We start from the raw sequence: 23,693 nt of genomic DNA, 5'->3' as shown, positions 1-23,693 counted from the left end.
CGCCCCTTGACGCCTGCGATGCGAAAGAGGCACACAAGAGGGGCATGGTGCTCGACGCGGCGCAAAGCGCCGGAGCATAATCGGGAATGGGGATGGGCGGACCCAGTTGCGGCGCCCAAAACCCCAGCCGCCCCCGCGACTGTAAGCGGTGAGGGGCTCCGATCAGCCACTGGACCGCAAGGTTCGGGAAGGCCGGAGAACCCCAGTGAACCGCGAGCCAGGAGACCGGCCGTGCATGTTTTGAGGCCAAGGCCGTCGGGTGTGACGGCAGGAAGGAACTGAGCCATGCATATCGAACCGGGCGTCGTGACGGGCGCCAAGCTCGTGTTGAGTTACGCAACCGGCATCGCCGCAGGCGGCGTTGCCCTGAAGCTCGCCGCTGAGACCGTACGCGAGCAGGGGATCACGTCATTCGCGGCGCGGACGCTCGCCACCACGGGCCTCGTCTTCACCTTCTTCGAGATCCTGCCGCACTTCCCCGTCGGCGTCTCCGAGGTGCACTTCATCCTCGGTTCGACCCTGTTCCTGCTGTTCGGCGCCGCGCCCGCAGCCTTCGGCCTCGCATTGGGCCTGCTGCTTCAAGGCGTGCTCTTCGAGCCGGCCGACCTGCCGCAATACGGCATGAACGTCACCACGCTGCTGGTGCCGCTGTTCGCGATCCAGGCGATTGCCGCGCGGCTCGTTTCCCGCAACACCGCCTATGTCGACCTCAGGTATCGCCAGGCGCTGGCGCTCTCGACCACCTACCAAGCCGGCGTGATCGCCTGGGTGGCGTTCTGGGCGCTCTATGGCTCCGGCTTTGCCATGAGCAACCTCGCCAACATCGCGGCCTTCGCGGCCTCCTACGCGCTCGTCATCGTGATCGAGCCGCTGGCCGATCTCGCCGTGCTGGCGCTGGCGAAGTCGCTGCGCGGTGTTACGGCGCCGGGCCTCGTCACCCCGCGCCTGCACAACGCGGCTTAAGAGACAAGGGGCGGCCGTCATGGCCCCCCTGTACGCCCGATGCTCACGCTCTCCCTGATAGGCATCGGTTGCGGCGATCCCGAGCAGCTCACGCGCGCCGCGATCTGCGCCATCAACGCGGCCGATCTGGTCCTGATCCCGCGCAAGGGAAGCGCGAAATCCGATCTCGCCGATCTCAGGCGGACGATCTGCACTGACGTGCTTACCAGCAACACGACGCGCATTGCCGAGTTCGACCTGCCGGTGCGCGACGCGACGGAGGCCGATTACCGCAAGGGCGTGGACGATTGGCATGATGCGGTCGCCGCCGCATGGTCGCAGACAATCGCGAACCATCTGGGCGGCGACGGCAAGGTCGCACTGCTGATCTGGGGCGATCCTTCGCTCTACGATTCCTCGCTGCGGATTGCGCGCCGGCTCGATCCCTTGCCTGCACTCCAAGTCGTGCCCGGCATCACCTCGATCCAGGCGCTGTGCGCGGCGCACGCGCTGCCGCTCAACGACATCGGCGAACCGTTTCTGGTCACGACAGGCCGTCGCTTGCGAGAGGGCGGCTGGCCGCAGGGCGTCGACACGGTGGTGGTGATGCTCGACGGCGGCACGGCATTCCAGTCGCTCGATCCGGAAGGGCTCCATATCTGGTGGGGCGCTTATCTCGGCATGCCCGACCAGATCATCATGTCCGGCGCGCTCACTGACGCGGGCCCGCGCATCGTCGCGCTCCGGCAGGAGGCGCGCGAGCGCCACGGCTGGATCATGGACAGCTACATTCTCAAGCGCAGGCCGTAAGCGAGGCAGCATGCTCCCCGGCTGGGTCACCCAGAAATGTCCCGATGCCTCCGCGACCCATCGCGATGCGGCGATCGCACGTCAGGCGCAACTGACAAAACCGACCGGCGCGCTCGGCCGGCTCGAGCAGCTTGCGATCGAGCTTGCCGGCCTCCAAGCGACCGAGCAACCGCGTGCCGCGTGCGTACCCATCATCATCTTCGCCGGCGATCACGGCATCGTCGCGCAGGGGGTGTCGGCCTATCCGCAGGCGGTCACCATCGCGATGATGGCGAATTTTGCCTCAGGCGGCGCAGCGATCTCGGTGCTGGCGCGCGAGCTCGGCTCAAACCTGGAAGTCGTTGACGCCGGCACGCTGACGGAGGGGGCGATCCCTGGCATCGTCACCGACAAGCCGCGCAGTGGCACCCGTGATTTCAGTGTCGAGGCTGCGCTCACGCCAGCAGAGCTGGTCTTCGCCTTCGAAGCCGGCCAGCGCGCGGTCGCGCGTGCCGAGGCCAGCCAGCCTGATCTCCTGCTCTTCGGCGAGATGGGCATCGGCAACACCACGACATCAGCGGCGATCGCCGCGAGCCTGCTCGGCGTCAGCGCCGAGGAGATCGCGGGCAGCGGCACCGGCGTCGATGCGGCGGGCCGTGCGCACAAGGCGCGCGTGATCGATGCCGCGATTGCGCGTCATGGCGTTGCGGGCGCCTCGGCCGAAAAGATCCTGTGTGCTGTCGGCGGACTCGAGATCGCGGCGATCGCGGGCGCCATCATTGCGGCCGCGCAGCGCCGCATCCCTGTGCTGATCGACGGCTTCATCGTATCGGTCGCGGCGCTGGCGGCCGTGCGGCTCAACCCGTCGTGTCAGCCATTCCTGCTGCCTTCGCATCAATCGGCGGAGCAGGGACATCGGCTGGTGCTGCGCGCGCTGAACGTGCAGCCGCTGATCAGCCTCGATCTCAGGCTCGGCGAGGGATCGGGCGCCGCCATCGCGCTGCCGCTGGTGAGGTCGGCCTGCGCGCTCCACAATGGCATGGCGACCTTTGCGGAGGCCAATGTGCCTGACAGGCCTAGCTGACCCGCTGATTGACCGAGACCACCCGCCAGCCGCTCGCGAGCCGGTCGATCCGGGTCAGCGACAGCGGGTCGATGACGAAGCGTAACGCCGCCTCCGGTAGGAGATCGAGCGCGGTGCACAGCGCGGCGCGGATCGTGCCGGAATGCACGACGAGCGTTGCTGATCCGGCTCCGATCCGCGACAGGCCCAGCCGGACACGCGCGACCTGATCCTCAAAGCTCTCGCCGCCCGGTGGTCTCAGGTGCGCCGGATCGCTCCAGAATTGTACGTAGGCATCGCCGCCGCCCGCTGCGAGCTCGTCATGTCGCCGGCCGGTCCAGTCACCGAAATCCTGCTCGCCGAATTCGTCCACCAGAATAGGTTCGAGCCCCAGCGCCCGCGCCGTCTCGATCGTGCGCCGCGCAGGGCTCGCATAGCTCGCAGCATCCTGCGGCAGGCGCAACCGCAGCGCCTCCAGCTGCGCGCGGTCGGCCAGGTCCGCCGGTGCATTGGCGGCATGGATCGTCCCTTTAACGCCGTCGACGGGCGCATGTCGGATCAGCCAGAGGAAGGTTGCGCCTTCCATGCAAATCTCCGCGGAAGTTGGTGGCTGTGGCACTATCGCCGCAGCTTGCACATTGACTCCGTCCTGATCGTAATCCTAGATGCTCGCGACGGTTTCCCCGCAAGGGGATGAAAAGGGAATGCGGTGCGGGGACGTTGTCCCCAATGCCGTGGCTGCCCCCGCAACTGTGAGTGGATAATCCTTCGTCAGAAGCCACTGGGTCCTCGGTCCCGGGAAGGCGACGAAGCGGTCGTGACCCGCGAGCCAGGAGACCTGCCGTCAGCCGTGGTCACACGCGAAGATGTCGGTCGGGGAGTACAGACATTCGGCTTCATCAGAGGGCTGACAGGCCCGGGGTGAGACCTCGTTCGCTGTGACGTGCCACTGACGTCATACCGAGGTCTGACCCGTGTCTTCCATTCGTATCGTACGACGGCGCAGCGTCCTGCTCGCCTCCGCCGCGCTCACATCCGTTGCCGTTCTCGATGTGCCTGCTGCGCTCGCGCAACAGGCAAGCGAACCGCTGCCGCCCGTCGAGGTGTCGCCCGCCCAATCCCGCAAGCCGGCCAAGCCGGCTGCCCGGGAGCCTCAGAGCACGCGCCGCGCGGCGCCGCGCAGACCTGCCGCATCCGCAGCACCAAAGCCCGTTGTGCCGGCTGGGGGGGCGCAGACGCCGCTCAACACCAATGCGGTCGCCGAAAGCGCCTCACGCCTTGGGCTGACCGTGCGCGAAATACCCGCGACCGTCGAGGTCATCTCGGCCGAGACCATGCGCGAGCAAGGCTATCGCACCGTGTCCGAGGTGGCGCAGGGCGCGGTCGGCGTGACCTCCGGCGATGCGCCGGCGGAGCCGGCGGGCTTCTCGATGCGCGGCTTCACCAACAGCCAGATCAATACGCTTTACAACGGCATCAAGATCGGCCCGCAGAACATGACCTCGCGGATCATGGACACGGCCAATCTGGAGGCCGTGGAATTCCTGAAAGGCCCGGCTTCGCTGATCTCGGGCGAGGGCGCCGCCGGCGGCGCGATCAACCTCGTCACCAAGCAGCCGCACACCGGAGCCGTCCGCAACGAGGCGGACTTCTCGTACGACTCCCTGAACTCGTTCCGCGCCCATTACGGCTCCGGCGGCAGCACCAACGTTCAAGGCCTCGATTACCGCTTCGACATCAGCCGGTCCTCGCTCAACGGTTTTGTCGACGACACCTATACCAGGACGTTCGATGTCTCCGGCCAGCTCAACTACCGCGTCTCCGACAGTCTGAAGGTTTGGGGCGCGATCGAATATCGCGAGGACCGCGGAAAGGCCTATTGGGGCGCGCCGCTGGTGCCGGTCGCCTTCAGCGGCCCACATGCGACGGCGGGGATAGTCTCGGGCAATTACGTCTCGAACTACAATAAAGCCAATCTCGGTGCGGTCACCATCGACGACCGCACCTTCAACACCAATTACAACGTCCTCGACAACCGCAACGTGGCGCAGGAAGTCTGGTTGCGCGGCGGTTTTGAACTGAAGCTCGCGCCGGACCTGACCTTGAAGAGCCAGGCCTATGGTTATGGCGCGGAGCGCAGCTGGTTCAACAACGAGGTCGAGGCATTCAACTCCGGTACGAACCTGGTCGATCGCGAACGCTTCTATGTCGCGCACAGCCAGCGGCTGGTCGGCAACATCACCGACCTGATCTGGGATACTGACATCGCCGGCTTCGACAACCGGCTGGTCACGACGCTGTCGTCGAGCTACCTCGATTTCGTTCGGCCGGGTGCCGCGAATTTCCCGGGCGACTCCGTGTCGCTGGTCAATCCAGACCGAGGCTTCTACGGCACGCTCACGACCAAGCAGCAGACCGCGCGCATCGACAACGAGGCGCTGTCGTTCGAGGACCGGCTGAAGCTGACGCGGACTTTCGCGCTGGTCGGCGGCCTGCGCGTCGAGCATATCGGCCTCGACCGCAACTCGACCGACGTCAACGGGCTGGTGAACGCGGGCTTCCCGTTCACCAACGACTGGGCGCCGGTCACGGGACGCATCGGCTACACCTGGGAGGCCGTGCCTGGCCTGACCTTCTTCAGCCAGTACGCGACCGGCGCCGACGTGTCCGCCAACAACATCTTCCTGCTGTCACCGACCCAGCCTCTGGACCTGACGACGTCGCGCATCTACGAGACCGGCGTCAAGCATCTGTTCTGGGACAACCGGGCGGAGTGGTCGTTCTCGGCCTATGATATCCAGCGCAAGAACGTCTATGCGGCGGCCGGCGGGCAAACGCTCAACATCGCCGGACGGCAGGAGTCCAAGGGCGTCGAGCTTGCTGCCTCGGTACGGCCAATCGAGCCGCTGCGGCTGTGGGGCAACATCGCCTATGTCGATGCCCGCTATGCCGACTACAATTTCGCCGGCGGGTCGTTCTCGGGCAACACGCCGCCGAACGTGCCGCGCATCGTCGCCGATGCCGGTGCGTCGTACCGGTTCTTCACGCCGTGGCCGGTGGAGCTCGGCATCGTCGGCCGGCACGTCGGCGACCGCTACAACACCGATGCCAACACGGTGACGATGAACGCCTACACGGTGGGCGACGTCTATGCCTTCGTCGATATCCCGAAGACGGTCTTCAATGGCGTCGACCAGGCCCGCCTGACCTTCCGGGTGCGCAACTTCACCGACAAGCGCTACGCGATCTGGGGCGATCCGTTCTATCCCGACCAGATCCTCTTGGGCGCCCCGCGCACCTACGAGCTCTCGGCCGCGCTCAAATGGTAGGCGCTGAACGCATGGGCGCGATCGTCCTCCTGCATCGCTGGCTCGGAATCGCGTTCTGCCTGCTGTTCGCGATGTGGTTCGCGAGCGGGATCGTGATGCACTTCGTTCCGTTTCCGTCGCTGACGGAAGCCGAACGGATGGCCGGGCTTTCGCTGGTCGACCGCGGCGAGGTGCGCATCAGCGTTGCCGATGCGGTCGCCGCGAGCGGAATCACGGACGCTACGCGCCTACGGCTGATTCAACGCAGCGACGGGCCGGTCTACATCGTGTCGGGACCCTCGCACCTGCGCGCGCTTCGTGCGACCGATGCGCAGGATGGCTCGGTGCGGTCACCCGAGGTCGCGCTCGCCATCGTATTGGCTCACGCGCGTCAACGTGGGCTCGATGCAACGCGAGCAACTGTCGTTGCATACGCGGACCACGACCAATGGAGCGTCCCGAACGGCTTTGACCGGCACCGGCCCTTGCTTCGCGTCGACCTCGGCGATGCGGCCGGCACGGAGGTCTACGTCTCGTCGCGCACCGGCGAGGTCGTGCTGGATACGACGCGACGCGAGCGTGGCTGGAATCTCGCCGGCAGCGTCTTGCACTGGATCTATCCGACGGTCCTCAGGAGCAATTGGGCGCTGTGGGACGGCGTGGTCTGGACGCTGTCGCTGCTGGCGCTGATCGCAGCCCTGCTGGGTGCGGTGCTCGGGATCCTGCGCGTGAAGACGCGGGGACGCCGGCTCGCCTCGCCATATCGCGGCTGGCACGCCCTGCATCACGTCATCGGTCTCGTGGCGACGGTTTTCGTGCTGACCTGGATCTTCAGCGGATGGCTTTCCATGGATCACGGCCGGCTGTTCTCGCGCGGGCAGCTGACGTCGGCCGAAGCCGGCGTGATCGATGCTTCGCCGGACTGGACGGCGGCTCCATCGCCGGATCGCAAGCCGCTATCGCTCCCTGCCCGTGAAGTGGAATGGTTTGCGTTTGACGGCACCGTCCACCGACGTGAGCGGATTGATCTCGATAAGCAGGTCGTGGTGCGGCCGGACGGTCGAGAGTCGGAAGGCCTCGGTGCGCAAGCGATCGCGAGCATGATGACGAAGCTTGCGACGGGCTGCGCCGCGCCCTCTGTCCTCGCGGGTAATGACGATTATCCCGCACAGTCCATCGTCCCCGGTGCTTCCGTCTACCGCTCCCGCTGCGGCGATGCCTGGTTCGACATCGACGCGGCCGACGGCCGTGTGCTGCAAAGGCTGGATGCGTCGCGACGGGCCTATCGCTGGGCCTACGGCGCGCTCCACACGCTCGATTTTCCAATCCTCATCGCGCACCCGCGCCTGCGCGATGTCCTGATCGTCGGCCTGTGTGCGCTCGGACTGGTGTTCTCGATCACCGGAATTGTCATCGGCTGGCGGCGGTTGCGTTTCTCGTTCGCCGGCTAGATTGAAGCCCGAGAAACAAGAAGTGCGAAAACAACCCCATGCACAGTAGCCGGTGATAATGGAATCAACGACTTACGCAGACATCGCCGGAATTTGACCCGTCGGGCAAAACAGGGGTATATTGCGATTATTCCGAAACCGTCGCATTGCCCAAAGCTACGCCCGCAACTGCGCCTCGATCTGCCGCGCGGCGCGCAGCAGCGTGCGGTCCTGGCCGCGCCGGGCGATGATCTGGAGGCCGAACGGAAGCCCGTTTGCGTCGGCCCCGCACGGAAGCGAGATCGCCGGCAGACGAGCATGATTGACGAACGGTGTGAACACGGCATGCGCGCGCGGGCTCGCGGCGCGGCCGCCGATCGTCTCGGGTCCCGCGTGCGTGAACGGCCAGGCGACGCAGGGGACGGTCGGCGCCAGCAGCAGATCGACCTCGGTGAAGAAGGCCGCGAAGGCATTGGCGATCGCGGCGCTCGCGATCAGCGCGCCCGCAACGTCGCTGCCCGACCACGACAGCCCTCGTTCGATCTGCCTCGCGATGTCAGGATCGAAGATCGCCGGATCTTTGCGGAAGGTATCGCCATAGAGCGCGGCGAGGCCGGCATGCTGGAGCGGCATGATGGCCTCTTCCCTCGCACCGGCCGGCCAGACGGGATCGCGCTGCGTGATGCCGAGGCCCGCGGCGGAGAGACGTGCGATGGCGGAAACGAGCCCGTTGGCGACGACATCATCGACGGCGGCGTCGAGCCCGAGCCGCGGCGAGAAGGCGATACGGAGGCCGACGATGTCCTCGGCCGCTTGCGCGATGCCGGCCGCATCCGGGTCGCGCGGATCGATGCCGGCCATGGTCTCGAACGCCAATGCGATATCGGCGACATCGGCGGCGATCGGTGCGATGACGGAGAGGCCGAAGAACGGTTCGGCGAAGCCGGGCCCGTAGGGGATCGCGCCATAGGACGGCTTGAAGCCGGCCACGCCGACATGGGCCGGCGGCCTGCGGCTGGAGCCGCCCGCATCGGTGCCGATCGCGAGCGGCACGAGACCGGCGGCGACGGCCGCGGCCGGGCCGCCTGATGAGCCGCCTGGCGTCAACGCGGGATCGAGCGGATGCCGCGTCGGCCCGAACAGCTGCGAGGTGGTGACGCCCTTGCTGGCGAACTCGGACGTCGCGCCGATGCCGACGATGACGGCACCGGCGTTGCGCAGGCGCTCGACCGCGACGGCATCGCGCGGCGCGATGAAATCGGCAAACAGGCGCGAGCCCTGCGTCACACGCCAGCCGCCGACCCAGATGTTGTCCTTGATGATGACGGGCACTCCGGCGAGCGGCATGGTCTCGCCGACACGCAGGCGAACATCGACCGCGGCGGCATCGGCGAGCGTGCGTCCGGGGTCGACAGCGACGACTGCGTTCAAGGCCTTCGCGGCTTCGATACGGGCGAGGGCGGCCCTGGCGGTCTCGACAGCGGTCGTCCGCCCCGCGATGACGTCGGCAGCAATCTCGCGCGCGCTATTTGTCGGCTTTGTCATGGCCTCCCCAGATCAGAGCCACTGTGCCGCAGAGAGCCAGGCAGGCCAAGGCGAAGAACGCCGCGCCAAGCCCGGCCACGCCGTCAAGGATCGACACCACGACCGGCGCCGCCAGCAGCCCGGCATAGGATGCGGTCAGCACCGCGCCGGTGGTCTCGCCGATCCGGTCCTGTGGCGCCAGGCGCGCGATCTCGGCGATGAAAACGCCGTTCCAGCCCGATGCCGTCAGGCCGAACAATGCGGCCACGACGAATTGCCCGTTGCGGCCGAGGGAGGCGCCATCGAGGCCCAGCAGCGCGGCGCAGAAGGCCATGCCGAGGCCGATGACGATGAGCACGGCGCGCGAGGCATCGAGGCGCATGGCGACATAGCCCCAGCCGAGCCGGCCGACCAGGCCGCCGGCTTGAGCGCAGGCGAGCGCCATGCCGGCCTCGATATGGCTGAGGCCGAGCTCGCGCGTGCCGAGCGTGACGAATACCGTGTTGAGCGAGACCTGCATCGCGCTGAACGGCATCGAGGCCAGCGCCAGCATCGCGATGCGCCGGTTCGCCGTCATCAGTGCCAGCCGCGCACGGAGATCGAGCTTTGGGGGCGGGGCGAGCTTGCCGGCGTAGGCCGGCCGCAACCATTCGAACAGCGCGATCGCGAGCAGCGCGCAGAGGCCCACGGCCGCATAGCACCAGGCCGGCCCGAACGCGATGGCGATCGCGGGCAGGGCCAGCGAGCCGCAGACCGCGCCGATCTGGTTGCCGGTCTGGCGTACCGAGAACACGAAGGCGCGCCGCTCGGCGGTGACGAGCCGCGCCAGCAGCGCCGCGCTCGCCGGCGTCTCCGGGCCCATGGCAAGGCCGAGGCAGAGGCCCGCCGCAAGCAGGGCGGCGCTCGATCCGAGCGAGGCCAGCGCCATGCCGACGACGATGGTCGCCGCGCACAGGCTCGCGATCCGCAGCGAGCCGACGCGCGCAATGAAGCCGCCGCCCCAGAACGAGGCGGGAATGCCGACCGCGAACACCGCGCAGGAGAACATCGAGAGCTGCCAGACCTCGATATGGGCGCGGGGCGCGACCACGCCGGGCGCGAACAAGGCGAGCGCGACGAGGGCCTGAAGCGTGGTCATCGCCCCCAAAGCAGGCAACAAGGCCGGCAGCAATGCGGGCGCTGGCCGAACGGTGGTGTTTCCGTCTACCATGGCGCTGCGCTCATGGGAGGAACATTGTGGCAGGCGGCATTTCCATTCACGCGGTCGATGTGGCGAGCGGACGGCCCGCGCAGGGCCTTCGCGTCGAGATCTGGCGGATCGATCCGGATTCCCAGCGTATCGCCGACGGGCGGCTCGGCGCCAATGGCGTGCTCGATCATTCCGTCGCGCAAGGCGCGGGCGTGACGGCAGGCGAGTATGAGGTGCTGTTTCATCTCGGGGAGTTCTTTGGCGAGCGCGACGGCTTCCTGACCGTGACGCCGTTCCGCTTCCGCATCAAGAACGTTGACGAGCATTTTCATCTGCCGCTGAAATTCACGCGCTGGGGCTATTCGCTGTTCCGCGGCGCCTGAAGCGTGATGGTCTCAAGTCGAACGGAGTTTGGCTGCTGGGCGGTGTCTCTCCGTTCCCTCCCCCCCTTGTGGAGGAAGGGCAGGCAGGGGGGTGCCACACGGGGACTCTTTTGGTTGCTCACCCACACGCGATGCACCAATCGGCACCTTTTGCTGAGCCACCCCTCTCCCTAACCCTCCCCCACAAGGGGGAGGGAACGCACCTTCATTGCGGAGCTGGGCGAGGCTCATCCTCTCGCCTTAGAGCGTTTCACATTTTGATTGAAGCATAACCGGCGCTGGCGAAGTAGTTGGCGCATTCGCGAGGCTGGATGTCTTGGACGAGGTGACCGATATGGCGCCAAGTCTCCTCGATTGAGCGCTTCTGAGCTTGCCGCATCCAGTGTTTGATCTTGGAGAAGGCCTGTTCGATTGGGTTGAGGTCGGGCGAGTATGGCGGCAGGTACCAGAGTCTGGCGCCAGCAGCCTTGATCATTTGCCTGACGGCTTTCGACTTATGGCTTCCGAGATTGTCGAGAATGACGATGTCGCCTTCACGCAGGGTTGGCAGGAGAATGTGCTTTACGTAACCACGGAAGCATTCACCGTTGATCGGGCCATCGAAGACGCAGGGTGCCGTGAGTTGGTCATGGCGGAGCGCGCCGAGGAATGTGAGGGTACGCCAGTGACCGTGCGGAGCGAAGCCGCGCAGGCGCGCCCCTTTGGGTCCCCAGCCTCGCAAAGGGGCCATGTTGGTCTTGATCCAGGTCTCATCGATGAAGACGAGCCGGCCCGGATCGAGCCCGGCCTGCCAGGCTCGCCAACGCAAGCGCCTACGAGAGACGTCGGCGCGAGCCTGTTCGAGGGCGAACAGTGTTTTTTTTGAACCGCAGCCCTTCCCGGCGCAGGAACAGCCAGACCGCATTGTGTGAGACCTTGACCCCACGGGCTGCCAGTTCCGCCTTCAGACCATGCAGCGTCAGGTGCGGCGTCTGAGTGATCCGCTCGACGATGAAGGCGCGGTGCGGATCAAGCACAGGCTTGCGGTGACCACCCATCTTGCCAGGCGCTACCGAGCCGGTCGTTCGATAACGCTGTGACCACTTCACAACTGACGAGACAGCAACGCCAAACCGTTCCGCCACAGATCGGCAGCTCTCACCTTTGGCAACAGCGGATACCGCACGCTTACGCAAATCGTTGGAAATTGGTCGGACCATCGGATGCTGGCCTCCAGCCCAGCCAGCATCTTGAATCATATTCGTCCCAGACCCGGAATCCCCTCCGATTCAATAAATCCGTGAACCGCTCTAGTTGGTCAGCCGTCGCGACAGGCCGGTGACGCGCTCCATGACCGCGACCAGCGCGACGGTGGCAATGATCAGTACGCCCGACAGCGCCGCGATGGTGACATCCAGCTTGCCTTCGAGATCCTGCCACATTCGGATCGGCAGCATGTCGGTCGCGGCATCGCGCAGGAACAGCGAGACCGGCACGTTGTCGAAGGAGGACATGAAGGCGATGAAGGCGCCCGCGATGATCCCGGGCCGGATCAGCGGCAGCACGATGCGGCGGAACGTGTAGAGGCGGCTCGCGCCCAGCACCGCCGAGCTTTCGAGCAGGGTCGGCTCGAGCTGGGCGAGCGCTGCGACCGTGTTGCGCACGACATAGGGCACGCAGACCACGGTGTGGCCGATCACCAGCGTCAGCGGCGACACCGGCAGGCCGACCAGCGAGAACAGCATCAGGGCGGCGAGGCCGAAGGCGAGCGCGGGCAGCACCAGCGGCGACATGAAGAGGGAATCGAGCAGCCGCGCCGACAAGGCCTGCGACCTGGAGATCGCGAGCGCGGCGGCGACGCCGAGGGCGACGGATAGGCCGGTCGCCCACAGCGCCACGATCAGGCTGTTCTTGGCGGCAAAGTGCAGCTGCCACGCATTCCACAGCTCGGCGTACCAGCGCAGCGAATAGCCGGGCGGCGGGAAGCGCAGCGAGAAGCCGCTGGTGAAGGAGACAATGAGCACCACGAGCGAGGGCGCGATGATGATGGCCAGAGCAAGCACCGCGATGATGGTCATCACGAGCTCGAAGCTCAGGGCTTCCAGGGTGCGCCTGCGGCCGCTCATCATGCGCCTCCATAGCCGCGCGACAGGCGGCCGAGCGTGGTGAAGACCGAGACGACCGCGAGCACGGCGAGCAGGAAGATGATCGAGATCGCGGCCGCGAACGGCCAGTTCTGCAGCGTCGAGGCCTGCTGGTAGAGATACATCGGCATGAACAGCATCTGCCCGCCGCCGATCAGCGACTGGGTGATGAAGGCAGTGATCGCCGCGGCATAGGTCAGGGTGCAGCCGGCGATGACGCCGGGCAGCGACAGCGGCAGCACGATCCGGAAGAAGGTACGCCAGCTTCCGGCGCCAAGCGAGCAGGAGGCATCGTCGAGGTTGGGATCGATGCGGCCGAGCGCGGTGATCAGCGGCAGCGTCATCAAGGGCATCTGCACCTGCGCCAGCGCGATCACGACGCCGAACTGGGTGTAGAGCAGTTTCAGCGGCGTATCGATGATGCCGAGGGATTGCAGTGTGGCATTGATGATGCCCTGGCGTCCGAGGATGACGATCCAGGCGAAGGTGCGGACCACGACGCTGGTCAAAAGCGGCAGCAGCACGATCAGGATGATGATGGTCTGGAGCTTCGGCCCGACCCGCTGGTACAGCCAGGCGATGGGAAAGCCGAGCACGAGGCAGACGGCGGTCACCTCGGCGCCCAGCAGCAGGGTCGAGCCGAGCACGCCCAGGCTGAACGGATCGGTGAGGAAGTGCAGGTACTGGCCGAGCCCCCAATGGAGCCCGGCCGTGTCGTTGTGCAGCGAGAGCCAGAACAGTTGCAGCAGGGGCGCGACGAAGAAGACCAGGAAGAACAGCGCCAGCGGCGCTGCCAATCCCATTCCGTAGGACGTGACGTCCCGTGATGCCGGTGCTGCGCCCATAGCTTAGATCTTGATCTCGCGGTTGAAGCGCTCGATCCAGGCCGAGCGCTGCTCGTTGATCTTCTTCCAGTCCTGGAACACGAATTTCTGCTTCAGCTCGGCGGTGTCCTTGGCCAGCACGCGCGCGATCTCGCCGCCCATCGTCACCTTGGAATTGGTCGGCACGATCAGATAGGGCGGGTTCATCAGGGTGGTCTGCACCTCCGGCGTCAGCGCCGCTTCGATCAGCTTGAAGGCGAGCTCGCGGTTCGGCGAGTTCTTGACGATGTGGATCGTGGTCTTGAACGCGATGGCGCCTTCCTTCGGTGCCACGAACTCGACCGGCACGCCGCGCGCTTTCAGGATCTGGATGGCGTTGAAATTGCCCGGCGAGATGTCGATCTGGCCCTGCTGGAACAGGGTCGCGAGCGCGCCGGGATTGGCGGCGACGGCGGCGAGATTGGGCTTCAGCTCCTCCAGCGCCTTGAAGCCGGGATCGACATTGGCCTCGGAGCCGCCGCGCATCTTGGCGATCTCGACCAGCCAGCCGGTGCCGAGCGTCGAGTTGAGATTGGTGATGCCGACGCGGCCCTTGAACTCCGGTTTCCAGAGATCGGCCCAGGAGGTCGGCGGCGTCTTGACGGCTTCCGGATTGTAGGTGAGGCCGACGACCTGGAAGAACGGGGCAGGACCCATCGGCTCCTGCGCTTCAGTGATCAGATCCTTGTAGTACGTGCTCTTCTCGACCGGATAGGGCTCGACCAGGTCCTGGCCGATGGCGACGAGGGCGGGGCCGGGATCGTGCAGCATGACGTCGATCGGCGGATTGGCCTTGGCGGCATTGACCTTCGCGATCTGGTCGACCGAGAGCATGGGATCGAGCACCATCGCGGCGTCCGCGTTGGCTTTGCGGAACGCCGGCACCAGCACGGCCTTGTGCGCTTCCTCCCAGCTTCCGGTGAAGGTGGCAAACACCAGCGGGCGGGCCTGGGCAAAGCTCAGGCCTGGAAATGCCTTCATGGCCCCGAGTGTGAGCGCCGTGGTCAGCAGGCTTCTGCGGTTCATGATCATGTCGAACTCCCCTCTGGACAAGAATTGGATCTAAAGCGTTGCGGGAAAGGCGTTGGCGAGCGACGGGCCAAGCGGAGCAAGGCGCACCGCGGCGCCGTTCTCCAGCGCACGCGTCTCGCCGATGCGCGCCTGCGCAACCTTGACGCCGGAGCCGTCGGCGGTGGTGACCTCGTGCACGACGGTTGCGCCCAGCGGCAGCGACATGCCGACGACGCCGGCAAAGCCGGTCTCGTCGCCGACGAATTGCAGATGCTCGGGGCGGATGCAGACCGTGACGCGGCCGCCTTCGCTGAGCGTACCGCCCGCCGGCCTTGCGATGATCTCCGCGCCGGCATCGAGCCGCACCTTCGCCGCCGTACGATCCGCCGAGACCACGACACCGGGCATGCGGTTGGTGGAGCCGACGAAGGTGTTGACGAACAGCGTCTGCGGCCGATCGTAGACGTCGGACGGCGAGCCGAACTGCTCGAGCTTGCCATGGCTCAGCACGGCGACGCGATCGGCCATCGAGAGGGCTTCTTCCTGGTCGTGCGTCACGATCAGCGTGGTGATGCCGGAGACGCGCTGCAGCCGCTTGACCTCGATCTGCATGTCCAGCCGCAAATTCTTGTCGAGCGCGGCGAAGGGCTCGTCGAGCAGCAGGATCGACGGCTTGATCGCGAGCGCGCGGGCGAGCGCAACGCGCTGTTGCTGGCCGCCGGAGAGCTGCCGCGGCAGCCGCTCGGCCATGGTCGGGAGCTGCACGAGCTCCAGCAGGCGCTGCGCCTCGCGCTGGCGCATCGCCTTGTCGATGCCGCGGGCGGCGAGGCCGTAGGCGACGTTCTCGCTGATGCTGAGATGTGGAAACAGCGCGTAGTTCTGGAACACGATGCCGACCGCGCGCCTGTACGGCGGCAGCGTATCGACGATGTCGTCGCCGATGATGATCCGCCCCTGCGTCTGCGCGATGAAGCCGGCGATGATGCGCAAGAGAGTCGTCTTGCCGCAGCCGGACGGGCCGAGCAGGGCGATGATCTCGCCGCCCTTGATGTCGAGATTGATGTTCTCGACCGCAAGCGCGCCGCTCGGATAGCGGTGGGTGACCGCGTCGACGACGAGCGATCGGCCGCTTGGCGCATCAACCATGGTGTTGCCTCCCGTTGCCCCAGAGGAGAAAGCAAGTCTCGTGCCCGTGCCGGTCGCTTTTCGGCCGGCGTTTTGGCATGGTGGCCCGATGACATCGGATCGATCGATATGCGAGCTCACCGCCACGGGGCTTGCGCGCGGCGTTGCAAGCGGCAAAGTGTCCTCCCGTGAGGCCGTCGACGCGCATCTTGCGCGGATTGCGAGCCTCGACGCCCGATTGGCGGCCTTCGTGACGGTCGATGCGGACGGCGCCCGCCGGGCCGCGCAGATCTGCGATTCGGCGCCTGCGCCCATCGGCCCGCTGCATGGCGTGCCGATCGCCATCAAGGACCTCACCGACACCGCGGGGCTTACGACGACCTACGGCTCGGTGCTGTTCCGTGATCACGTCCCGGCCGAGGACGATCTCGTCGTGGCGCGGCTGCGGCGCGCCGGCGCGATCATTCTCGGCAAGACCAACACGCCGGAGTTTGGCTTTGGCGCGGTCTGCACCAACAGATTGCGCGGGCCGACGCGCAATCCGTTCGATCCCGCGCTGACCTCCGGCGGATCGTCCGGCGGCTCCGCCGTCGCGGTCGCGGCGGGGATGGTGCCGCTGGCCCACGGCACCGATTTCGGCGGCTCGGTGCGCACGCCCGCCAGCTTCTGCGACGTCGCCTCGATCCGGCCGACGCCCGGCCGCATCCCGTCGCCGCGACGGCCGCTCGGCTGGGACATGCTCGCGACGCACGGTTTCCTCGCGCGTGGCGTCGACGATCTCGAGCTTGCTCTGGCCGTCTGCGCCGGGAGCGATGCGGATGATCCCATTTCGCTCGGCGGCGCCAGTGATGATCGACCCATCGTCGATCGTCCCCGGATTGCCTTCACGCCCGATTTCGGCGTTGCGACGGTTGCACGCGAGGTCCGTGCGCGCTTCGCTGCGGCATGGGAGGCGCTCGCGCGTGTTGCCGATGTGGTGCCGTCCTCGCCCGATTGCGGCGGGGCGATCGAAACCTTCCGCACCTTGCGCGCCGCACACATCGCGAACAGCTATGGCGAGCTGCTGAGGACTCGGCGTGCAGAGCTCACGCCGACGGTGATCTGGAACATCGAGGCCGGCGCCAACCTGTCCGCGCAGGACTATCTCAACGCCGAACGGCGTCGCACTGCGATCTTCCGCAGCTTTCGCGCGCTGTTCACCGGCGCCGATTTCCTGGTCGCGCCGGCCGCATCCGTGTTTCCCTGGCCGAACGAGGTCGCCGACGTCACTGCGATCGATGGCGCGGCGCTGGACACGCCGATCGATTATCTCGCGGTCACTTTCATCGTGTCGCTGGTCGGTTTCCCGGTGCTGACTTTGCCAGTACCCGGAGGGGAGAATGAGCTGCCCTTCGGCATCCAGATCATCGCGCCACCGGGCCGCGAATCCCGTTTGTTTGCCCTCGGCCGTATCCTCCAGAACGAACTGGATTTTTCGCATCGGCCGCCGAAGCTCCCCTAGCTGTCGCGATGCTCGAGCCGGGCGGCAAGCGCGCCGGCAAGACCGATGGTCGGCTTGGCGGCGGGGCGGCGGAACGTGCCTGCCGTTGCCTTGCGCAGGCGCAGCGCGACAAGCGCTTCGGCCTGCTTCACCGCGGCAACGACCTGATCGACCACGGGGACGGGGATGCGGTCCGCGACGCGCTCGGCAAGGCCCGAGAGCGGAGCGCCCGCAAAGATCAGCACATCGGCCTCGTCCTCGACGATGGCGCGCCGGGCGAGCTCGACCAGCACGTCTTCCTTCTCGGTGCCGACCTCGGAGATCGCCTGAAAGGGCGTATCGAGCATGCGGATGCCGGCGCAGCGCTCCCACAGCCCGTGGGCGCGGACGCATTCTTCGTACCAGGGGCCGAGCGCCTGGGCGAAGGTGACGATGGCAAAGCGGCGTCCGGCCATGCACGCCGTCAGCATCGCCGCTTCCGCCATGCCGATCACGGGAATGTCGAAGGTCTCGCGCGCGGCGAACAGGCCGGGATCGCCGAAGGCCCCTATGATGGCGGCATCCACCTTCATGTGCTGCTCGGCCAGCATCTCAAGCGCGATCGCGCCGCCGATCTGCGCCTCGGTGCGCGTTGCGATATAGGGCACGCCGCGGGTCGCGGTGCAGGGGATCAGCTCGGTTCCTGATGCGGCCGCGCGCTGCCCAACATCCAGCATCAGCTGCGTGACCTCGATGCTGGTGTTCGGGTTGAGCAGCAGCAGCTTCATGGTCACGCCGCCGTCTGCTTCGGCTGCGATGTCGCGAGCACTTCGAGCAGCGCCGTGCCGGTGCGCCCAACGTGGGCGCCGAGCAGGCGGCCGGCCGCTTCGCCGTCGCGTGCTTCCAATGCCGCCAGGATATCGGCGTGCTCGTCGACCGAGTTGCTCCAGCGCCTGTCGGCACCGAGCGCGAGATAACGCGCGCGCTCGGCGCGGGAGATCAGCGTCTCGTGCGCCTCGCGCAGCGGCGTGTTGCGGGCCATGCGGACGATGGCGTTGTGGATCTCGCCGTTGATGGCGAAATAGTCGTCGAGCTTGCCGTTGCGGTGATGACCCTCCATGCGAGTCTGCAGCGTGCGGAGGCGGGCGAGGTCCCGCTCGGTAGCGCGCACCGCGGCGAGCTCGGCGGCGAGCCGCTCGATGCCGGCGAGGGCCTCGAACAATTCCGCGATGCCGTCGACCGCGATATCGGCAATGCGCGGGCTGCGGTTTGGGCGGAGCTCGATCAGCCCTTCCGCCGCCAGCACCTTCATCGCCTCGCGCAACGGGGTGCGCGATACGCCGAGCTCCTTCGACAATTTTGTCTCCTGGGTCTGCGAGCCGGGCGGCAGCTCGCCGCGAATGATCATCGTCCGCATCCGCGCGGCGGCGCGCTCATGCAGACCCATCCGCTTGAGTTTGGGCGACCTTCGTCCCTTCGTCGCTTCCGGTTTTGGCTGCACGCGTGCCTCATTTCTCACGTTGATCCTAGGCGTTTTCGGCTCTTTTGCTTGCCCAAAATATCGACGTATATCGCTGAAAACAATGGCATAGCGCGTAAATTGTATGCAGCATGCAAAAACCCGATTGCGCTGCGGCCGAGGGCGGCGGATGATCCGGCGACGCGGCGAGATCCCGCGCCTTCGAAACGGAGTGAGCGATGCGGACGGGTTTGCGACTGGGCCTCGTGGTGATGGCGGCGATGTTCGGCGGAAGCGATCTCGCCTCTGCGCAGACCGCGAAGATCAAGCTCGGCTACGCCAAATGTGCGCACTGCCTGCCGATGTCGCTGATCCCGAGCATGGCCAAGGGCGTCGAGGTCGAGGCCACCGGCTTCAACTCGGGCAATGACGTGCTCACGGCCCTGGTATCGAAGAGCATCGACGTCGCGCAGGTGACCTATCTGCACTACATCACCGCGCTCGACAAAGGTTTCGACGTCGTCGCCGTCTCTGGCCAGATCAACGGTGGCTCGGAATGTCTCTCCTCGGCGAAGCTGAATCTTCCCCCTGACGACTGGGCCACGTTCAAGACCACCGTTGCGAAGGCCAAGAGCGACGGTCAGCCGCTCAAGGTCGCGGCGTCCCGCGGCAATGCGCAGGACATCCACATGCGCGGCGCGTTCCTCAAGCAGGGTGTCGATCCCAACAAGGACGTCCAGTTCATCAACATCCCCAATCCGTCCGATCATCTCGCAGCGCTCCAGCGCGGCGAGGTCGACATGATCTGCTCGGTCGAGCCGTTCGCCTCGCAGATCCGGCTCGCCGGTGCGGGCAAGCATTTCGTGCTGCCGTATGAGCAGGCTGCCGGAAATCTCACCAACCTCATCGTCACCCGTTCCGACGTGATCGCGAGCCAGCGCGCCGGCGTCCAGGGTGTCGTCAGCGCAGTGGTCGAGCTCGACAACAGGCTGATCGCCGACAAGGCGCCATGGATCGACGTCATCAACAAGCTCACCGGCCTCGACAAGAATGTGGCGACGGAAGCGCTGAAGAATGCCTCGCCCGATCCCGCGATCCATCGCTCCCGGACGCTGGCGATCGCCGCGATGATGCGCGACCTCAAATACATCTCGAAGGACGTCTCCGCGGAAGCGGAGAAGAACATGGACTATTCGTTCCTGGAGCAGGCCACCGGAAAGGCCAAGAATGACCTCGGTTACTGACGTCTCGCCCGCAAGGCCGGCGTTTCGGCTGACGCGGGCGTTCCAGGGGCTCGAACGCCTCGTCGTGCCTGCGCTGCTGATCGCGGGCTGGGAAGCCTTTGCCCGCAGCGGCATGCTGCCGCCGGCGCTGCTGCCGGCGCCGAGCGCGGTGCTGCATGCGCTCGGCGACTGGGTGTTCGGCTTCGACGAGACCACGCAAACCTATTCCGGCCACTGGCTGCGCGATGCGCTCGCCAGCGCCTTGCGCGTGTTCGGCGGCTTTGCGCTGGCAAGTTTGTTCGGCATCCTCGCCGGCGTCGCGATCGGCTGGTCGCGCCTGTTCGAGAAGACGCTGGAGCCGACGCTGCAGATGTTGCGCCCGATCCCGCCGGTGTCCTGGATTCCGCTCGCGATCATCTGGTTCGGCATCGCCGACAAGCCGGCGATCTTCCTGGTCTTCCTCGGCGCCTTCTTCCCCGTCCTGATGAACAGCATCCACGGCGTCAAGACCGTGGACCACAATCTCGTGCGCGCCGGCGCGATGATGGGCGCCAACGGCCGGCAGATGCTGACCGACATCGTGCTGCCGGCGGCGCTGCCCTCGATCTTTGCCGGTTTGCGCATCGCGGTCGGCTCGGCCTGGATGCTGACGGTCACCGCCGAGATGGTCGCGGTGAAGAGCGGCCTCGGCTACGTCTTGTGGGATTCCTATTACTTCCTGCGCTACGACATCGTGCTCGCGGCGATGATCTCCATCGGGCTGCTCGGCTATCTCTCCGACCTCGGCCTGAAAGCGATCATGGCGCGCACGCTGCGCTGGCAGCGGACGACCACCGTGCAGGGCAGGGCGGGCTGATGGCGGCAATCGAGCTTCGCAACATCGTCAAGGTGTTTTCCGACAAGCGGCGCGGCCGCGACCTGCTGACCTTGGACAACATCAATCTCGACATCGAGGCCAACGACTTCGTCTGCCTGCTCGGCCCGTCCGGCTGCGGCAAGTCGACCCTCCTGAACATCATCGCCGGCTTCGAGCAGGCGACGAGCGGCCGCACGCTGGTCGACGGCAAGCAGGTGGAGCGGCCGGGCTCCGACCGCGGCGTGGTGTTCCAGCAGCCGACCCTGATGCCGTGGCTGACGGCGATCGACAACATCGCCTTCCACCTCAAGCTCAAGGGCATCGCCAAGGCGGAGCGGCAACATCGCGCCATGGAGTTCATCGATCTCGTGGGCCTGCGTGGCTTCGAGCACCATCATCCCTCCGAGATGTCCGGCGGCATGAACCAGCGCGTCGGCATCGCCCGTGCGCTGCTGATGAACCCCAGCGTCATCCTGATGGACGAGCCGTTCGCGGCGCTGGACGCCCAGACCAAGCTCGAAATGCAGGAGGAACTGGTCGCGATCTGGCAGAAGCGCCGCTCCACCATCGTGTTCGTCACCCATAGCGTCGACGAGGCGCTGGTGCTCGGCAACAGGATCGTGGTGATGACGAGGCGCCCCGGCCGGATCCGCGAGGCCGTCAATTTCGACCTGCCGCGGCCGCGCGACATCACCAGCCCGGAATTTAACGACGCCAAGCGCCACATCATGGCTCTGATCCGCGAGGAGTCGACGCGGCTTGCGCAGGCGTCGTAAGGTATCGCCATGCGCAAGCGTCTCGGCATGATCACGCCGTCCTCCAACTCGGTGCTCGAGCCCGTCACCAGCACCATGCTGGCGGGCGTCTCCGGCGTCACCTCGCATTTCTCGCGCTTCCGCGTCACCGAGATCGCACTCGATGCCGCCGCGCTGAGCCAGTTCGACGCCTCCGTGATGCTTCCCGCCGCGGATCTGCTGGCCGATGCCAAGGTCGACGCGATCGCCTGGAACGGCACCTCCGCAAGCTGGCTCGGCGTCAGTCGCGACCGGAGCCTGTGCGAGGCGATCACGGAACGCACGGGTGTGCCCGCGACGACATCGACGCTTGCCTGCATCGATGCTGCCCGCGCTGTCGGCGCCAAACGTGTCGGCCTCGTCTCGCCCTACACCGACGACGTGCAGCGGCGGATCGGCGACGTCTGGGCCGCTGAGGGGATCGCCCCGCATGCCGAGCGGCATCTTGGCCTGCGCGACAATTTCTCCTTTGCCGAGGTCGAGCCCTCGACGATTGCGGACATGATCCGCGCCGTGGCCGCGGAGGGGGCGGATGCGATCGTGATCCTCTGCACCAATCTCGATGGCGCCGCCTTGGCGGCCCCGCTGGAGCGGGAGCTTGACATCGCCGTGCTCGATTCGGTCGCGGTCACGCTGTGGCGGACACTCGAACTCGCTGGCGGCGACATCTCGGCCCTTGCGCAGTGGGGCCGGATCTTTCAGACATCAGCGGTCATCAAGTGACGGAGACATCAGTGACCCAGCTCGATCTCGCCATTCGCGGCGGCACCATCGTGACGGCCAGCGACGAGTTTCGCGCCGATATCGGCATTCGCGACGGCCGCATCGTCAGCATCGCCGAGCGCATCGAGGGCGCGGCGCGCGAGATCGACGCGACGGGGCTGCTGGCGCTGCCGGGCGGCATCGACAGCCATGTCCACATCTCGCAACCCTCCGGTCCCGACGTGGTCATGGCCGACGACTTCGCCTCGGCGACGCGCGCGGCGGCGGCCGGCGGCAACACCATGGTGCTGCCCTTCGCGCTGCAGGAGAAGGGCACGTCGCTGCGGACCTGCGTCGAGAACTATCGCAAGCTCGCCGAAGGCGAATGCTATATCGATACGGCCTTCCACCTCATCATCTCCGACCCGACCGCGGTCGTGCTCGGGCAGGAGCTGCCGGCGCTGGTCAAGGACGGCTACACCTCGTTCAAGGTGTTCATGACCTATGACGACCTCGTGCTCAGCGACAAGCAACTGCTCGAGGTGTTCGAGGTCGCGCGCCGCGAGGAGGCGCTGGTGATGGTCCATTGCGAGGGCTACGACGCCATCCGCTTCCTCACCAGCAAGCTGGAACGCGAAGGCCACATCGCGCCTTATTATCACGGGGTGTCGCGGCCGCAGGCGGTGGAGCGCGAGGCGACGCATCGCGCCATCAGCCATGCCGAGGTGATCGGCGTTCCCATCATGATCGTGCATGTCTCGGGTCGCGAGGCGATGGAGCAGGTGCGCTGGGCCCAGCAGCGCGGCCTGCCTGTTCATGCGGAGACCTGTCCGCAATACATCACGCTGACGGCCGACGACATGAAGGGCCTCAACATGGACATCACCGGCGCAAAATATGTCTGCTCGCCGCCGCCGCGCGATGTCGAGAGCCAGCAGGCGATCTGGGAGGGCATCACCTCAGGCGTGTTCCAGACCTTCTCGTCCGACCACTGCCCGTTTCGCTACGACGATCCCAAGGGCAAGCTGACGCCGAACGCCCGTACCTCGTTCCGCTGGGTGCCGAACGGCATTCCCGGCGTCGAGACCCGGCTGCCGATCCTGTTCTCCGAAGGTGTTTCGAAGGGCCGCATCACCTTGCAAAAATTCGTCGAGCTGACCGCGACCAACCACGCCCGTATCTACGGCCTCTATCCGCGCAAGGGCTCGATCGGTGTCGGCTTCGATGCGGACATTGCGCTGTGGGACCCGAAGCTGAAGAAGAAGATTCAACAGGCCGATCTGCACCATGGGGCGGACTATACGCCGTGGGAAGGTTTTGACGTCACCGGCTGGCCCGTCACCACGATCGCGCGAGGCCGCGTCGTGTACGAACAGGGCAGGATCGTCGGCGACAAGGGCGCGGGCGAGGTGCTGAGCCGCGGCAAGTCGAGCCTGGTGTGATCGGTCAG

Annotated in this window: 22 protein-coding genes and 2 riboswitches; of the genes, 12 read left to right on the top strand and 10 right to left on the bottom strand. The window is 66.4% G+C overall.

Annotated elements, in window-relative coordinates; all coding sequences use genetic code 11:
- Nucleotides 1-28 precede the first annotated feature (28 nt).
- A riboswitch (cobalamin riboswitch) is annotated at nucleotides 29-248 on the top strand.
- A 37-nt stretch (nucleotides 249-285) separates the two neighbouring features.
- From ACRQ5Q_RS28210 to cobT, 3 genes are read left to right on the top strand one after another with little or no spacing between them, the layout of a single operon-like run.
- A complete protein-coding gene (locus tag ACRQ5Q_RS28210) occupies nucleotides 286-963 on the top strand; it encodes an energy-coupling factor ABC transporter permease (RefSeq protein ID WP_439393188.1) in 678 nt (225 codons plus the stop codon).
- A gap of 39 nt (nucleotides 964-1,002) precedes the next feature.
- The gene (gene cobF, locus ACRQ5Q_RS28205) at nucleotides 1,003-1,752 is read left to right on the top strand and encodes a precorrin-6A synthase (deacetylating) (protein WP_439374443.1); all 750 of its coding nucleotides are present in this window, start codon (nucleotides 1,003-1,005) and stop codon (nucleotides 1,750-1,752) included.
- Between the two features lie 10 nt (nucleotides 1,753-1,762).
- Complete coding sequence (gene cobT, locus ACRQ5Q_RS28200) at nucleotides 1,763-2,815, top strand: nicotinate-nucleotide--dimethylbenzimidazole phosphoribosyltransferase (protein ID WP_439393186.1); 1,053 nt, start codon at nucleotides 1,763-1,765, stop codon at nucleotides 2,813-2,815.
- Here cobT and ACRQ5Q_RS28195 read toward each other — a convergent pair.
- Nucleotides 2,808-3,380 (bottom strand): histidine phosphatase family protein, encoded by a 573-nt coding sequence (locus ACRQ5Q_RS28195; protein WP_439393184.1) that lies wholly within the window; start codon nucleotides 3,378-3,380, stop codon nucleotides 2,808-2,810. The two genes, cobT and ACRQ5Q_RS28195, sit on opposite strands and share 8 nt — an antisense overlap.
- A 72-nt stretch (nucleotides 3,381-3,452) precedes the next feature.
- Nucleotides 3,453-3,654: riboswitch (cobalamin riboswitch) on the top strand.
- A 114-nt stretch (nucleotides 3,655-3,768) separates the two neighbouring features.
- On the opposite strand from ACRQ5Q_RS28195, the gene ACRQ5Q_RS28190 reads away from it, so the two are divergent.
- The gene (locus tag ACRQ5Q_RS28190) at nucleotides 3,769-6,123 is read left to right on the top strand and encodes a TonB-dependent receptor domain-containing protein (protein ID WP_439393182.1); all 2,355 of its coding nucleotides are present in this window, start codon (nucleotides 3,769-3,771) and stop codon (nucleotides 6,121-6,123) included.
- An 11-nt stretch (nucleotides 6,124-6,134) separates the two neighbouring features.
- Nucleotides 6,135-7,553, top strand: coding sequence for a PepSY domain-containing protein (locus tag ACRQ5Q_RS28185; RefSeq protein ID WP_439393180.1), 1,419 nt, complete (start codon nucleotides 6,135-6,137; stop codon nucleotides 7,551-7,553).
- A gap of 156 nt (nucleotides 7,554-7,709) precedes the next feature.
- Here the strand turns inward: ACRQ5Q_RS28185 and ACRQ5Q_RS28180 are convergent, their stop codons facing one another.
- Nucleotides 7,710-9,077, bottom strand: a complete 1,368-nt coding sequence (locus tag ACRQ5Q_RS28180) for an amidase (protein ID WP_439393178.1) — start codon at nucleotides 9,075-9,077, stop codon at nucleotides 7,710-7,712.
- A complete protein-coding gene (locus ACRQ5Q_RS28175) occupies nucleotides 9,058-10,266 on the bottom strand; it encodes an MFS transporter (RefSeq protein WP_439393176.1) in 1,209 nt (402 codons plus the stop codon). The genes ACRQ5Q_RS28180 and ACRQ5Q_RS28175 overlap by 20 nt, the downstream gene beginning before the upstream one ends.
- Before the next feature lie 26 nt (nucleotides 10,267-10,292).
- Between ACRQ5Q_RS28175 and ACRQ5Q_RS28170 the strand changes: the two genes are divergently transcribed.
- The gene (locus ACRQ5Q_RS28170; RefSeq protein ID WP_439374450.1) at nucleotides 10,293-10,628 is read left to right on the top strand and encodes a hydroxyisourate hydrolase; all 336 of its coding nucleotides are present in this window, start codon (nucleotides 10,293-10,295) and stop codon (nucleotides 10,626-10,628) included.
- 250 nt (nucleotides 10,629-10,878) lie between these two features.
- Here ACRQ5Q_RS28170 and ACRQ5Q_RS28165 read toward each other — a convergent pair.
- The 5 genes from ACRQ5Q_RS28165 to ACRQ5Q_RS28145 form a co-directional block, all read right to left on the bottom strand.
- A protein-coding gene (locus ACRQ5Q_RS28165) for an IS630 family transposase (protein ID WP_439368321.1) occupies nucleotides 10,879-11,827 on the bottom strand; the annotation gives its coding sequence in 2 pieces (ribosomal slippage) (nucleotides 10,879-11,490 and nucleotides 11,492-11,827; 948 coding nt in all).
- A gap of 90 nt (nucleotides 11,828-11,917) precedes the next feature.
- Nucleotides 11,918-12,733 (bottom strand): ABC transporter permease, encoded by an 816-nt coding sequence (locus ACRQ5Q_RS28160; protein ID WP_439374451.1) that lies wholly within the window; start codon nucleotides 12,731-12,733, stop codon nucleotides 11,918-11,920.
- Complete coding sequence (locus ACRQ5Q_RS28155; RefSeq protein ID WP_439374452.1) at nucleotides 12,733-13,596, bottom strand: ABC transporter permease; 864 nt, start codon at nucleotides 13,594-13,596, stop codon at nucleotides 12,733-12,735. Before ACRQ5Q_RS28155 ends, ACRQ5Q_RS28160 begins: the two co-directional genes overlap by 1 nt.
- 3 nt (nucleotides 13,597-13,599) lie before the next feature.
- Nucleotides 13,600-14,646 carry an ABC transporter substrate-binding protein gene (locus tag ACRQ5Q_RS28150; protein WP_439393174.1) on the bottom strand — a complete coding sequence of 349 codons (1,047 nt, stop codon included), beginning with the start codon at nucleotides 14,644-14,646 and terminating at the stop codon, nucleotides 13,600-13,602.
- A 30-nt stretch (nucleotides 14,647-14,676) separates the two neighbouring features.
- Nucleotides 14,677-15,771, bottom strand: coding sequence for an ABC transporter ATP-binding protein (locus tag ACRQ5Q_RS28145; RefSeq protein WP_439393173.1), 1,095 nt, complete (start codon nucleotides 15,769-15,771; stop codon nucleotides 14,677-14,679).
- A gap of 88 nt (nucleotides 15,772-15,859) precedes the next feature.
- Here ACRQ5Q_RS28145 and ACRQ5Q_RS28140 point away from each other — a divergent pair, with 88 nt between their 5' ends.
- Nucleotides 15,860-17,251, top strand: a complete 1,392-nt coding sequence (locus tag ACRQ5Q_RS28140) for an amidase (protein ID WP_439393171.1) — start codon at nucleotides 15,860-15,862, stop codon at nucleotides 17,249-17,251.
- On the opposite strand, the gene ACRQ5Q_RS28135 is transcribed toward ACRQ5Q_RS28140, so the two are convergent.
- Together ACRQ5Q_RS28135 and ACRQ5Q_RS28130 are read right to left on the bottom strand one after the other, a co-directional pair.
- Entirely contained in the window at nucleotides 17,248-17,997 is a 750-nt protein-coding gene (locus ACRQ5Q_RS28135) for an aspartate/glutamate racemase family protein (protein ID WP_439375546.1), read from the bottom strand. The two genes, ACRQ5Q_RS28140 and ACRQ5Q_RS28135, sit on opposite strands and share 4 nt — an antisense overlap.
- Nucleotides 17,998-17,999: 2 nt before the next feature.
- Nucleotides 18,000-18,779 carry a GntR family transcriptional regulator gene (locus ACRQ5Q_RS28130; protein ID WP_439399890.1) on the bottom strand — a complete coding sequence of 260 codons (780 nt, stop codon included), beginning with the start codon at nucleotides 18,777-18,779 and terminating at the stop codon, nucleotides 18,000-18,002.
- Nucleotides 18,780-18,907: 128 nt separating this feature from the next.
- Here ACRQ5Q_RS28130 and ACRQ5Q_RS28125 point away from each other — a divergent pair, with 128 nt between their 5' ends.
- From ACRQ5Q_RS28125 to hydA, 5 genes are read left to right on the top strand one after another with little or no spacing between them, the layout of a single operon-like run.
- Nucleotides 18,908-19,912, top strand: coding sequence for an ABC transporter substrate-binding protein (locus tag ACRQ5Q_RS28125; protein ID WP_439393169.1), 1,005 nt, complete (start codon nucleotides 18,908-18,910; stop codon nucleotides 19,910-19,912).
- Entirely contained in the window at nucleotides 19,896-20,747 is an 852-nt protein-coding gene (locus tag ACRQ5Q_RS28120) for an ABC transporter permease (protein ID WP_439393168.1), read from the top strand. Before ACRQ5Q_RS28125 ends, ACRQ5Q_RS28120 begins: the two co-directional genes overlap by 17 nt.
- Nucleotides 20,747-21,523 carry an ABC transporter ATP-binding protein gene (locus tag ACRQ5Q_RS28115; protein ID WP_439393166.1) on the top strand — a complete coding sequence of 259 codons (777 nt, stop codon included), beginning with the start codon at nucleotides 20,747-20,749 and terminating at the stop codon, nucleotides 21,521-21,523. The genes ACRQ5Q_RS28120 and ACRQ5Q_RS28115 overlap by 1 nt, the downstream gene beginning before the upstream one ends.
- A gap of 9 nt (nucleotides 21,524-21,532) precedes the next feature.
- Nucleotides 21,533-22,264, top strand: coding sequence for a maleate cis-trans isomerase family protein (locus ACRQ5Q_RS28110; RefSeq protein WP_439393164.1), 732 nt, complete (start codon nucleotides 21,533-21,535; stop codon nucleotides 22,262-22,264).
- Nucleotides 22,265-22,275: 11 nt separating this feature from the next.
- A complete protein-coding gene (hydA, locus tag ACRQ5Q_RS28105; protein WP_439374460.1) occupies nucleotides 22,276-23,685 on the top strand; it encodes a dihydropyrimidinase in 1,410 nt (469 codons plus the stop codon).
- Nucleotides 23,686-23,693: the final 8 nt, after the last annotated feature.

The organism is Bradyrhizobium sp. PMVTL-01, assembly GCF_051861855.1.
Classification (GTDB): domain Bacteria; phylum Pseudomonadota; class Alphaproteobacteria; order Rhizobiales; family Xanthobacteraceae; genus Bradyrhizobium.
The sequence above is the reverse complement of the archived record's forward strand: the minus strand, read 5'-3'. Positions and strand labels throughout refer to the sequence as shown.